The following is a 13,121-nucleotide window of genomic DNA, read 5'->3' as shown; positions in this document are numbered from 1 at the left end:
CGGGAAGCTAACAGGACTGTGGGAGAGAGCTTGCTCTCGATCTCCACCGCCCTGCAAATACTTGATGTACCCGGCAAATGATCAGAACGGCGACAATTCCAGCACCAGTTTGTTGTCCTGCACCGTCACCGACTTCAGCACCGCTTTGGCCAGTTTCTGTTTCAGGTCTTCATCGTCCAGCGTATACACCGGCTTGCGCTCCAGGTATTTGCTGGCCAGCGGTTCAATCACGGATTTCACCTGCGCCTGATTTCCTACCGAGATATGACTGGAATCCATGCTGAGGATTTTCGGTTTCTTCAGATAAAAGGTGCCGCGATCCGCGTTGTAAACAAGCTCACCGGCAATCTTCACTTTTACGTCACCGCCCAGGTCTCCAGGCGCTTCAACCGTCATCAGCGCGCCAAAACCCAGTAAGCCATCGCCCAGAGTCAGATCCAGTTCCGGCTTGTCGAGGGTCACCTTCATGAAATACCGATCACGATGCATCGGCATCATGCTTTCCAGCCGCTGCTGCAGCTCGGCTTCAGTCAGTTCAATGGTGTAGGCGGAGGCCAGGCTGCTGGTCAGTGCCAGTAACAGAGCCAGTCCCAGCGTGCGAATAGAAGTAAAGATACGAGCAGACATGCGATAAATCCTGAAAACCCAATCGGCGGAGGCGTTCGACCATAAAAAACGCCCGGCGTTGCCGGGCGTTTGAAAGGAAACAGCAAACCGGTTCTTATTGAACGGTTTCCTGACCTTCTTCAGCAGCCTGAGCGGCTTCTTGCTGCATACGCTGCTGGTACAGGGCGTCAAAGTTGATTGGCGCCAGCATCAGAGCCGGGAAACCACCTTTAACCACCAGGCTGTCTACCGACTCACGCAGGTAAGGGAACAGGATGTTCGGGCACATGGCGCCCAGCATTGGCTTCAGCTGTTCTTCCGGAATGTTGTCCGCCAGGAACAGGCCAGCTTGCATCACTTCAACCAGGAAGGCGGTGTCGTCGCCCAGCTTGGCGGTCACGGTGGCCTTGATGTTCACTTCGTAGTGCTTGTCGTCAACGCGACGAGCGCCAGAGTTCAGGTCCAGTTTGATTTCAGGCTTCCACTCTTTGGTGAAAATAACCGGTGCACCAGGTACTTCGATAGAAGCGTCCTTGATGTAAACACGCTGCAGGGCAAATTGTGGTTGTTGGTTCTCAGACATAAGTATTTCCTGGTTTTATTTACGAACGACCGGAAGGTTCTGTGCATTCCATTCCATCATGCCACCCGCCAGACGGACGGCGTTAAAGCCTTTTTCCTTCAGCATTTTGGAAGCCATGGACACGGTGTTACCGGTTTTGCATACCAGTACAACCGGCTTGCCCTTGTGAGGCTCCAATTCGCCCAGGCGCTTGGCCAGATCCCCGAACGGGATGTTGATCGCGCCGGACATATGGCCGGATTTGAAGTCTTTCTTGTCACGGATATCGACCACAACAGCACCTTCACGGTTGATCAGGCTGGTCGCCTGTGAAGGTGATACCGAAAGACCGCTACGGCTGCGGTTGTCCAGCAGCAGAGCAATCATGAAACCCGCCCAGATAGCTACCAGCCACCAGTAGTTGCCGATGAATTCGAAGATCTGATTCATAGTTCTCGTCATTGCCAGATGAAAATCAGCGCAGGAGTATAACCACACACAAGGCTGCTGTCCTGTGGAGAGCCGCGATTTAATCCGATCACCCACAACAGCTTGGGACCCTCTGAATAATTCTGCACAGCTCTCGGCTCTGGCTTCCTGCTTCGCCCTACCTCCTGCATCCATGCAGTCGTGCGCGAGTCCTGCAGGTTGTCAGAACAAGGCGGCGAATGCAGCGGAATGACCAGTCCTTCCCAAATTCGCCAACACCGTTCTGGTGGCCTGCAGACCGCGCCCGAAGGGGATGGCAGGGCATTGCTGACTCTGTGTCGCTGATTTTTGACTTGACCCGTCAGGCCTGCAAATCAGCTTCGTGACTCAGCGTCGCCCTGTCATCCAGAGCGGGCACCGAGTTATTCAGAGGGTCCCTTGCCTTCCGGAAGCGCGCCAGACTAATTGGCAAAAAATACGTTTTTATGACATTCGTGTCAGTAAGTGTCTGGCATTAGAGCAGCCTGACAGCGACAAAAACAACCATGACTATAAAAACCCACTGGCCAATAGCCATAAACTGTTAGAGCTATTCAGAATTCGCTGTCGTATCGGATCAACATCGTTACGTACTGGGATCAGCCCCGCCGTTTAAGTACAATCAATTGCAATAACGAATTCGATACACGGGAAAACCTTATGACTCAGCGACCAGCACCAGTTGCTCTTATCATCCTTGATGGTTGGGGCTTCCGCGAAGAAACGGACAACAACGCCATTGCCAACGCCAACACCCCAACCTGGGACCGTTTGCTGGACGCCTTCCCGAACACGCTGATTCAAACCTCCGGTTCTGCGGTGGGCTTGCCGGATGGCCAGATGGGCAACTCCGAAGTGGGCCATATGAACCTCGGCGCTGGTCGCATCGTGTACCAGAACTACACCCGCATTAACAAAGCCATTGCCGATGGCGAACTGGCCACCAATGCAGCATTGGTTGCTGCTATGGACAAGGCCAAGGCCGCTGGCGGTGCCGTGCACTTCACCGGTTTGATGTCTCCGGGCGGTGTTCACTCCCACGAAGATCACCTGATCGCGCTGCTGGAAATGGCCAAGGCCAAGGGCATCGAGCAAGTGACCATTACCGGTATTCTGGATGGCCGCGACATGCCGCCTCGCTCTGCCGAAGACTCCATTGCCAAAATCGAAGCCAAGTGTGCCGAACTGGGCAACGCCCGCCTGACCGGTATTGTTGGCCGTTACTTTGCTATGGACCGCGACAACCGTTGGGATCGTGTGCAAGCAGCCTACGACCTGATGACCGAAGGCAAAGCCGAATACAGCGCGCCTAACGGCGTTGAAGGCCTGAAAGCCGCTTATGAGCGTGATGAAAACGACGAATTCGTCAAAGCTACCCTGCTGGGGGACGCTGCACCGGTAAAAGACGGCGATGCCATCATCTTCTACAACTTCCGTCCTGACCGTGCCCGTGAGCTGACCCGCGCCTTTGTTGAAGACGATTTCAGCGGTTTCGAGCGCGCCCAGCGTCCACAGTTGTCCGACTTCGTGATGCTGACCGAATACGCTGCCGACATCGACGCCAGCTGCGCCTTCCCGCCAGAAGCGCTCAGCAACAGCCTGGGTGAGTACGTGTCCAACCTGGGCATGAAGCAGCTGCGCATTGCGGAAACCGAAAAATACGCACACGTGACCTTCTTCTTCTCTGGCGGTCGCGAGAAAAAATACGACGGTGAAACCCGTATTCTGGTGAACTCCCCGGACGTGGCCACTTACGACCTGCAACCGGAAATGTCCGCTCCGGAAGTGACCGACAAGCTGGTCGATGCCATCAAGAACGGCGGCTATGACCTGATCGTGTGTAACTACGCCAACGGCGACATGGTGGGTCACACCGGTAAATTCGACGCCGCGGTGAAAGCGGCCGAAGCCATCGACGATGCGCTGGCCAAGGTGACTGAAGCCATTCTGGAAGTGGGTGGCGAATGCCTGATCACCGCCGACCACGGCAACGCCGAGCAAATGCTCGACAGCCAGGGCCGTCCAATGACCCAGCACACCACCGGCCCGGTAAACCTGATTTATGTGAACGAACGCCCACAAGGCACTCTGAACGCCGGTCGTTTGTGTGACATTGCCCCAACCCTGTTGTCTATGATGGGTATTGAACAGCCAGCAGAAATGACTGGCGTTTCGCTGGTAGACTACAGCTGATTCAACGCTCGACAGCACCCGGCAGGCATTGCCCCGGGTGCTGACCGACATTCACAGGCTTGCAAGGAATTTGGCTGGACCATGAAACGCACTACCGTGGTCAGTATCGCACTGGCTGGTTTGATGGCTGCAACGCTGGCATTGGCCCCTCATCGCGCCTTCGCCAACGACAGTGACGAAGCCAAACTGAAAGCCTTGAAGGCCGAAATCAGCAAGCTGCAACAATGGCTCGACGAAGCCAACACCGAACAATCCCGCCTTTCCAAATCGCTGCAAAAAACCGACAAAGACATTGGCGCAACTGCCCGCGAAGTCGAAAAGATTCGCCAACAATTGCAGCAGGAGCAAAACCGCCTAAAAAAGCTCCAACAGGATCAGGCGCAGCTGGATGAGCTGCGCAGCAGCCATACCCGTCGTTTACGTGAACAATTGCAAGCGGCCCAGAAACTGGGTTCCGACGGCCCCATCAAGGCATTGCTGAACCAGACCGATCCGCAAGAGGCCCAGCGCATGATGAAATACTTTGGCTATTTCAATCAGGCTCGGGTGGAACAGATCCACACCACCATCGCCGAACTGCAACGGCTGTCGCGCATTGAAGAAGAAATTCTCGCCCAGCAGCGCCAACTGCAACAAACCCAGAGCACGCTCGACCAGCGCAGCGCCACCCTGGCAGACCAGAAACGTCAGCAGCAGCAACTGCTGGCCAAGCTGCAAACCCAGGTAAGCTCAGAGAAGCAGCGCTTGCAGCAGAAACAGGCCGACCGCAAACGGCTGGAAGCGCTGTTGGATGAAGTGCAAACCCTGGTGGAAAAAAGCCCACGCAAGAACGACGCCCGCCCCTTCAAAAGCCTCAAGCGCAAGCTGCCACAACCGTTGGCTGGCCGCGTCGTCGCCGCGTTTGGCAACCCCAACAGCAGTGGTGCGGGCAACTGGGAAGGCTGGCTGATTGCCGCTCCCGAAGGCCAGCCGATCCGTGCCGTGCATCATGGCCGGGTGGTCTACTCCAACTGGCTGCGTGGCTTTGGTTTGCTAATGATCATCGACCATGGCGATGGCTACATGACCCTCTATGCCCACAATCAGACCCTGATGTACGACGTCGGCGACTGGGTCAATTCCGGCGATATCATTGGCGCCGTGGGCCGCAGTGGTGGTCTGACAGAACCGCGGTTGTACTTTGAAATTCGCTATCAGGGCCGCCCACAAGATCCCGCCGCCTGGCTGGCACGGAAATAGGCAGCCGCTCAGCAACAGACCGATGAATCGCAAAATTTAACTGCCCCTGTTTTTTGTGCCATGCTAATTGGGTACACCACCAATCGGATCTTTTATGACGCTATCCAGGTCTGCGCTTTTTTCCTTGTTACTGACCGCTGTTGCCCTGGGTGGAGCCACCCTGCCACTTCGTAGTCAGGCAGACAGCAACGACGCAGCGGCAAGCGCTGCGCAAACCGACTCAGCACAACCGGTAGAAGCTTCAGCCCCAGCCCCGCAGCGCGGCCAACTGCCACTGGAAGAACTGCGTAATTTCGCCGAAGTGTTTGAGCGTATTCGTGGTGCCTACGTTGAAGAAGTCGACGACGAAACCCTGTTTGGCTATGCCATCAACGGCATGCTGACGTCGTTAGACCCACATTCCATGTACCTGCAACCGGATGATTTCAGCCACCTGCGAGAGTCTACCTCAGGCAAGTTCGGCGGTCTGGGCCTTGAAGTGGGTCAGGAAGAAGGCCTGATTCGGGTCATCAGCCCGATCGACGACACCCCCGCAGAACGTGCCGGTATTCAGGCCGGAGACCTTATTGTGACGCTGGATGGCGAAGCCGTGATGGGCATGTCGCTGAGCGATGCCATTGAGAAAATGCGCGGCGAACCCGGTAGCGAAATCACGCTGGAGATTCGTCGCAACAAAGACCCGGAGTTGCTCAGCTACACGCTGACGCGTGACGAAATCAAAAGCCGCAGCGTGCGCGCCAAACTGCTCAGCGATGCCATTGGCTACGTCCGCATCACCCAGTTTCAGGACCAAACCGGCAACGAGCTGAACAAGGCCCTGCAAGACTGGCAAGGCGAAGCGCTCAATGGCGTGATTCTCGACCTGCGCAACAACCCCGGTGGCGTACTAAACGCTGCCGTGGATGTCTCCAATGCCTTTTTGAACGACGGCCTGATTGTGTATACCGAAGGCCGTGATCCGTCTTCCGAGCTGAAATTCAGCGCCACTAGCCAAACCCGAATGCCGGATATGCCATTGATCGTTCTGATCAACGGCGGCTCGGCGTCAGCATCAGAAATTGTTGCCGGAGCCTTGCAGGATCATCACCGGGCGGTTGTGGTCGGCACCCAATCGTTTGGCAAAGGCTCGGTGCAGACCATCCTGCCACTGGCCAACGACAAGGCAATTAAATTAACCACCGCACGCTACTTCACCCCGAACGGCCGTTCGATTCAGGCCAAGGGCATCACCCCGGACATTCGGGTCGAGCAGAGCGACGTGACACCTATTGCCAGCCGCCGCACCTTCAAGGAAGCCGACTTGCGCGGCCACCTCAGCAACCCATCGAAACAGGCCAACCCATCAGCGGATACAAAAACGCCGACAGAGTCCTCGACGGCTGCAACTGAAAATAGCAATACTGGTCCTACTACCAACGACTTGTTGGAACGGGACTTCCAGCTGTACGAGGCTCACACCCTGTTACGCGGCATGAGCATTCTGGGAGCTCGTAAGCACAACACGGCCCAGACCAACGAGTCCTGATGAACTTGCTGCTGCGGCAGCCAACAACGAAGTGTGCATGACCATAAAACACTGGCTGCCTGCCACGGCAGCACTCACCCTGGCGCTGTTATTCAACGGTAACACGGCCTGCGCCGGTGAACTGATTATTGTGATTGACGACGTCGGCAACAACCGCGCCCTGGGCGAGCAAGCCGTCAGCCTGCCCGCCCCCGTCAATCTGGCTTTCCTGCCCGAAACCCCCTACGCCAAACGACTGGCCGAACAAGCCTGGCAACAAGGCCATAACGTGATGCTGCATGCGCCAATGGCCAATACCGCGGGCGTGCCGTTGGGTGCCGGTGGCCTGTATCCGGACATGACCGAACAGCAGTTCAAGCAAACGCTGAATCACAGCCTGGATGTTATCCCGCACGTCAGCGGCTTCAATAACCACATGGGCAGTCTGCTGACCCAGGACTGCGAGAAAATGCGCTGGGCCATGGAAGTCGCGCAACAGCGCCAGCTGTTCTTTGTCGACAGCCGTACCATTGCCAACAGTTGTGCCGCCCGACAAGCCAAAGCGGCGGGCATTGCGGTGCTGTCGCGGGATGTATTTCTGGACAACGACCGCAGCTATCAGGCGTTGGAAGCCCAGTTCAACAAAGCCGTTGCCATTGCGGAAAAACGCGGCCGCGCGATTCTGATTGGTCATCCCTACAAAGAAAGCATGGCGTACCTGCACGCCAAACTGTCCGGCGAAATCAGCATCACCCAAACCGAAGCCGCCCCGGTAGAGCACAACCATGAGCTGCCAGCGCCAGCCGCACTGACCACCCCGAACCCCAACCCCGAGGCTGCTACCAGGAACCATATTCAGCCAACTATTCAGAAAACCAGTCATCCGCAAACCCGTCAGCAGACGGTGACTTTGGCGCCGCTACCAGCAGGCTTAACACTCAAAAAACTGGATACCCTGCTACCGTTTGATGCCCACCGGGTCCAGCTGGCTCAGCAAACCCGAGCCAAAGCCATTGAGCTGGAGCAAGCCAAACAACGCCGCAAGGCTCAGGCCAAAACCCGACAAGCCATAGCCAAGCTGAAGGCACAGGGAGGCGGCTTACTGCTGGCGCAGCATCAGTCTGAAGACAACAAGCGATCTGCCAATGCGTCGATGCTGACGGTGGAATTGCCGAATGGCGAACAGAAGAACCTGACGCTGATTCCCTGAGCCGGGCCGTCTGGCGTCTGGCGTCTGGCGTCTGGCGGAATAGAGTAGCGTTAGAAGAAAAAGAAGGCGTCAGCCAGCCGCTGGCTGACGCAATCAATCAATACATCAGAACTGGTAGCCCATGCCCAGATAGAAGCCATCGGTGTTACCCGCGTCTTCGTTCTGCAGCTGGTAGCTGGCTTTGAACACCACATCGGAAATCGGGTAATAATTCACACCCATATCCGTCTGGCTAGCATCCACGCCCTGCTCCACCGACCAATAGGTCTGACGACCGAACACACCCAGAGCTTCGAGCGGCTTCCAGGACACTTCAGCCTGCATGCCGTCCTGCACGTCCTTACCTGCTTCCTTGGCCGCGTCGCCAGCCAGATCCCAACGCACGTACATAAACTTGCCGGTTACGCTGTTGAACTGATACACCGCGTGGCCACCCAGCATGGTGGCAGAGTCGGCGTATGACTCTTCAGCACTCTGATCCAGGTCTGGCTGGTACTGGGCATAAGCCGCCAGTTCCAGACCGGCGATGCCGGTGTATTTGATGCGCGCCGTGGTGGCCAGATCAAACATGTTGGCGTAGTGGGTTTTCTGCTTGCCGGACTTGATGTCGAATGGATCGGCTTCAGAATCCGTGGTTGGGTCATCGGTCTGCAAGCCTTCCGACAGAAACACGTCATAGCTCAAACCATTGCTGAACTGCTGAGAGTACATCACACCACCGGCAAACCAGGTGGTTGGAATCAACGTAGTTTCCAGTACCGGGCGCTCAACGCCATAGTAGGTTACCGGCTCATGGGTTTCGCTGATGATGCCCACCGGCATCAACTGAATACCGGTTTTCAGCTGCTTGTCGTCAGCCAGTTTGAATTCCAGATACGCCTGCTCCAGCTCAACCGCGCCGGTACCGTCAGAGGCCGGTACTACCGTGTGCTCTACTTCAAACTCGGAGTGGAAGCTGACCCAGTTGTTGAACTCATAGCCCACAAACAGCACCCAACGGCGGAAGTCCATTTCGCGAACGTCTTCACCGTCAACATCCAGGTTGCTGTAGTTCAGCTCGCCGTAGCCGCCAAAATGTACGCGACTGGCGATGGAATCCTGCTGCTGGCGCTCAATCGCGTCGGCCAGAAAATCAACGCGTTCATCCAGCGTTTCTTCCAGTTGCTGAATACGCGCTTCCAGTTGGCGAATGGTTTCCGCCTGGTCTTCCTGGGTGGCGGCACTGGCAGGCAGTGCAAAAACAGTGGCGACCGCAATCGCCAGAGGTGCCAAAGTAAATTTCATGGTTCGTTCCTGAATAAAGAAATCGGATTCCAGCCCACTCAAACCTGAGCAGGCGCTGTCGAACAGGTTCTCTGTGTTCGCTGAACACTGCGCTGGCGATCAGTCGCCATCGCTGAAATTAATGCCCAGACTGACATCCAGCCCGTCGGGGATTTCACGTTTGAAGTTGCCATCCAGCTCGGCCGCCAGACTATTGAAGTCGGTGGTGTTTTCACTGGCAATCGCAACCCGCGCGGCATCGATATTGGCCTGCACCGTGTCCACGTCGGCGCTGTTACCGCCTGCGGTCATCAGTCCAAACAGTGTAATGGTGGAGTTTTCTGTGCCCGCCAGCGTTGCTTCAATGCTGGCAATAGACGCGCTCATTTGGGCCCAGCTGGTGCCCGCAATCTGAGCCACGTTAGCCACCGTGTTGCGCTGTTGCAGGTAATCCAGATAGCTCTGCACCGCGCTGATCATTTCGGTCAGTGGCTCTGCGCCATCAATGGTTTCGCCCGCCAGAAACAGGTCGCGGTACGGTGTGCCGGACGACTGCGAATCCAGCGTCCAGCCATTCACCACGTAGTCAGCGCGGTTCTGCAAACTGCCCGCCAGCCCCGTCAGAATGCCGCAGCGGCGATCCGACGCCTGATATTCTGCCAATACCGTCGCCGCATCGGTGCGGTTGTCGTCGGTCACACCGTCTGCCAGTGCTTCGTAGCTGGCTACTTCCAGCGCCAGCAAACCCACATATTGAAAGGTACGCGCGTCGAAGTAACTGCTGCTTAACTCGGTATCACCATTGATCAGGCCAGACTGATTGGTGCGTACCGTGGCGGTGTAATCCGTACCACGAACCCGATAGGAATCGATGTATTGGTACTGTGGGAAAACCGTATCGTCAAACAGCGGGCCAAAGTTGAACGGCACCAGTCCGTACCAGGCCAGCGCCATGGCGTTCCAGCTGCTTTGCAGATTGCTTAACCCGGTTGCATCCGGGCTGGCGCAGAAGCTGCTGGCCGCACTGTTGAAGGCGCTCACCTGAGACTGAAAAGCCTGGGCCGATGGAATGACGGTATTGTCGATGATCTGCTCCAGCGCCAGGTCCACAGACCCGGCACTGAGCGCGGCTTCGTCGTTGGCGCGTTCACCGCCGCAGCCACTCAACAGCAATCCTGCTGCTGTGGCCGCCAGCACGGCGCGAGCGCCACCTGATGTGATTGATTTCATCCGTTTTAAACTGCCTGATCCGGGAGGGTGATGGTAAACATATGATTGTCCCAGTGCTTGCCTGCAAAGCTGAGACGGTGCGAGCGATCTTCCTTCATACTGAGGGCATCCAGCAGGCGGATATCCCCTTTTGAATTGCTCATCACAAAATACTGTTGGTCGCGGGTGACGGTCAGGCCGCAGACATCATGAAACGGGTGATAGCCCACCAGCTCCCCCCGATCCATGTGCCAGAACGCGGCAATGTCGCCACGAGGGCTGGTAAAACCGGCGACCCGCTCTTTTTCATTGATGGCAACGCTGCCCATGTAATCGTTGAAGGCAACGGTCAGGGATTCGGGGCATTGCAGCAGCTGCATTTCAGCACCGGGCTTGTGAATGGCACCCAGTGGCACCAACCGGTTGTCCGTCATTGCCGGGCGTTGCAGCTGGGTCGCCACGGCGACCGTGCCGTCATTGGCAACGGCCAAATGGCGAATACTGGCTTTGCTTTCCGGCAAGCGATGCTGACTGATCAGCTCACCGTTATACAGCGACAGGTACACCAGCGATGGGTCCATGGTGTCGAGATTCAGCACCTTACGACCGCTATCCGGGTGGGTCAGCAAACCGCCGTTGGCCACCACCAGGGTTTTCTGGTCTGGCATCAGATGAACGTCATGGGGGCCAATGCCGTGAGTCAGGAACTCGCCTTCGACTTGCCAGCTACGCGTGTTGCGGATCACCAGTTTGCCGACGCCGGTCTGGTAATTGGATTCGGTGGTGAACAGCAGCTCACCGGTTTGATCAAAGCAGCCATGGCCGTGCATATGGTGATGTTCAGCACATTCAATGCGCTGTTCAACTTCGCCCGTCAGCATGTTCACCACCAGGGCGTGAGTCCCCGGGCGACGAGCAAACATCACCAGCAACTCTGGCCGACCGGAGTGCTGGGCCAACGCATGACCGCGAAAGCCGCTGGCTGCGGATTGCACCAATGGCTGATATTCGCCATCGGTGATCCAACTGGCAAAGTAGCCAGTATCGGCGTTGCCCTGGGCACTGATCCAGGTTTCGGTGCCAGCAATGGCAGCGTCCTGATTCTTACCTGCAGCCCACACCGAAGAAGGTAGTAGCGCACTGCCACCCGCTATCGCCGTTCCGGCGATAGCGGTTGCTTTCAACAATTGACGACGACTGATAGCCGCACTGTTGTTCTGCTTGTTCACACCCAAGTCCTTCTGCTTGCCAGCTCCCCGCTGTTTCAGAGCGAGCCGACAAATTTCAGTAATTGCTGACGCTGCTGCTGTGACAGGTTCACGAACCTGCCCTGTGCTGCAGCGGCTTCGCCACCGTGCCAGAGGATGGCTTCCTCCAGCGTTCGGGCACGGCCATCGTGCAAGTACGCTGCCGCGCCATTCACCTGTTGCAGCAAGCCTGCCCCCCACAGCGGCGGTGTACGCCACTCGGAGCCGCTGGCGGCAAAGTCCGGACGGCCATCGGCCAACGCAGGCCCCATATCGTGCAGCAACAAGTCGGTGTATGGCCAAATGGTTTGGCCACCGAGATGAGATTGTGGCTCGTCAATACCAGCCACCCGATCCTCGGTGACAAACGACGGCTGATGGCACTGATGACAGCCAGCCTGATAGAACAGGCTACGGCCTGCTTTTACATCGCTATTGTCCATGTCACGACGGATCGGAACACCCAGATTACGATTGAAATTCGTGACCAGGCGCAAAAGGTTATCAGGTAATTCAAAACCCTGACGATTATTTCCATTTCTTTGCGCGTTGCACAGCGTCTGCTGCGGGCTGCACGGCTGGTTTGGGAACATCGGATTGCTGATGCCAATGTCATTGGCAAACGCCGAGCCGACGATCATATCCAGGTTCGGGCGATTGGCCTTGTGACCAAAGCGACCTGGCTGAAACGACTGAGTGCGGGAGTCCCAAACCTGATTTTGTCGACCCGAAATGCCATCGCCATTCAGGTCATCCGGGTCAGCCAGCGCCGCCAGTGCCTGTTGGGGAATGCGCTCCAACAGTCCCATGCCATGAATAGCAGGTGCGTTTCGCAAGCTGAAACGGGTGTTCGGATCGAAGTCACCGTAGGCCGCGTGCTTCAGATTCAACAGCGGTTTACGCAACTCAACAACATGACCATCCGGATAGGTGTAGGAAGAGGCTTCCCAATCCAGATAGGCGTAGGCTTCAGGCGGCACATCGCCCGATTCGGCTATTTCCAGTGGCGTGGCTTTATGCAGTTGGTGCAGCAATGCAATGGATTGGGTTTGCAGTTGATCGCCGTACACCGGATCAGGAATCACCCCATCCACCGATTGCGCAGCCGTTTGCATGGCGGACGCATCGTCCAGCACCACGCTCATTCGGACCAGTGGTCCAAACAGAGGCGCATCCGGGCGCGTCGGCAACAAACTCTTGCCACCTTTGATATGGCACGCCAAACAGCCGCGAGCGTTGTAAATTGGCCCCAAGCCATCACGGGCGTCGGTGATGGTGGGCGCTTTTACCCATGGCTGCCGCGCCAATGCACGACCGGAATAGAAATGCGGTTTTTCGCGCTCTGGCAGATTGGGCACCACCTTTTCCATGCTGGCAAAAGGCGAAATCGACACCGTCGCGCTACCACCGGGATAGCGTTCAGTTTCACTGACAGGCGTCACAACAAACGGCCCTGCCGACAACTTGAGACCGGCACAGTACACACCGGCCAGCAACGCCAACAACAGCATCGTCAGAACGGCAAAAAGCCGGGACATGCCCGGCTTTTGCGAAGTCAGGGGCTGACTCATCGTGCCGCCCCCGGCTTCTGCTGTTGCAGCGCCAAAAGGCCTGAAATCA

Annotated in this window: 11 protein-coding genes; 4 read left to right on the top strand and 7 right to left on the bottom strand. The window is 56.7% G+C overall.

From position 1 onward, the window contains the following. Window positions 1-81 precede the first annotated feature (81 nt). From G516_RS0108800 to G516_RS0108790, 3 genes are all read right to left on the bottom strand, one after another. Window positions 82-627 (bottom strand): DUF1439 domain-containing protein, encoded by a 546-nt coding sequence (locus G516_RS0108800; RefSeq protein ID WP_028293342.1) that lies wholly within the window; start codon window positions 625-627, stop codon window positions 82-84. A gap of 94 nt (window positions 628-721) precedes the next feature. Then, window positions 722-1,189, bottom strand: a complete 468-nt coding sequence (gene secB, locus G516_RS0108795) for a protein-export chaperone SecB (protein ID WP_028293341.1) — start codon at window positions 1,187-1,189, stop codon at window positions 722-724. Window positions 1,190-1,204: 15 nt separating this feature from the next. Then, on the bottom strand, window positions 1,205-1,618 hold the full coding sequence (locus G516_RS0108790; RefSeq protein WP_028293340.1) for a rhodanese-like domain-containing protein: 414 nt from the start codon (window positions 1,616-1,618) through the stop codon (window positions 1,205-1,207). Window positions 1,619-2,296: 678 nt separating this feature from the next. On the opposite strand from G516_RS0108790, the gene gpmI reads away from it, so the two are divergent. The 4 genes from gpmI to G516_RS23835 all read left to right on the top strand — a co-directional run bounded on the left by gpmI (window position 2,297) and on the right by G516_RS23835 (window position 7,782). Continuing rightward, window positions 2,297-3,829, top strand: a complete 1,533-nt coding sequence (gpmI, locus tag G516_RS0108785) for a 2,3-bisphosphoglycerate-independent phosphoglycerate mutase (RefSeq protein WP_028293339.1) — start codon at window positions 2,297-2,299, stop codon at window positions 3,827-3,829. Between the two features lie 81 nt (window positions 3,830-3,910). Next, window positions 3,911-5,068 (top strand): murein hydrolase activator EnvC family protein, encoded by a 1,158-nt coding sequence (locus G516_RS0108780; protein ID WP_028293338.1) that lies wholly within the window; start codon window positions 3,911-3,913, stop codon window positions 5,066-5,068. 94 nt (window positions 5,069-5,162) lie between these two features. Further along, window positions 5,163-6,593: a S41 family peptidase gene (locus G516_RS21725; RefSeq protein ID WP_036535495.1), complete on the top strand. Its 1,431-nt coding sequence runs from the start codon at window positions 5,163-5,165 to the stop codon at window positions 6,591-6,593. A gap of 37 nt (window positions 6,594-6,630) precedes the next feature. Further along, a complete protein-coding gene (locus G516_RS23835) occupies window positions 6,631-7,782 on the top strand; it encodes a divergent polysaccharide deacetylase family protein (protein ID WP_051219142.1) in 1,152 nt (383 codons plus the stop codon). Window positions 7,783-7,887: 105 nt separating this feature from the next. Here the strand turns inward: G516_RS23835 and G516_RS0108765 are convergent, their stop codons facing one another. The 4 genes from G516_RS0108765 to G516_RS0108750 all read right to left on the bottom strand — a co-directional run bounded on the left by G516_RS0108765 (window position 7,888) and on the right by G516_RS0108750 (window position 13,072). Then, window positions 7,888-9,066, bottom strand: coding sequence for a porin (locus G516_RS0108765; RefSeq protein WP_036535492.1), 1,179 nt, complete (start codon window positions 9,064-9,066; stop codon window positions 7,888-7,890). Window positions 9,067-9,165: 99 nt separating this feature from the next. Further along, on the bottom strand, window positions 9,166-10,275 hold the full coding sequence (locus G516_RS0108760; protein ID WP_051219141.1) for an imelysin family protein: 1,110 nt from the start codon (window positions 10,273-10,275) through the stop codon (window positions 9,166-9,168). 5 nt (window positions 10,276-10,280) lie between these two features. Continuing rightward, on the bottom strand, window positions 10,281-11,483 hold the full coding sequence (locus G516_RS0108755; protein WP_169449512.1) for a DUF1513 domain-containing protein: 1,203 nt from the start codon (window positions 11,481-11,483) through the stop codon (window positions 10,281-10,283). 35 nt (window positions 11,484-11,518) lie between these two features. Further along, window positions 11,519-13,072: a di-heme oxidoreductase family protein gene (locus G516_RS0108750; RefSeq protein ID WP_156878992.1), complete on the bottom strand. Its 1,554-nt coding sequence runs from the start codon at window positions 13,070-13,072 to the stop codon at window positions 11,519-11,521. Window positions 13,073-13,121: the final 49 nt, after the last annotated feature.

The organism is Oceanobacter kriegii DSM 6294, from assembly GCF_000422845.1.
GTDB lineage: Bacteria > Pseudomonadota > Gammaproteobacteria > Pseudomonadales > Oceanobacteraceae > Oceanobacter > Oceanobacter kriegii.
This window is presented reverse-complemented; position numbering and strand designations above follow the sequence as displayed.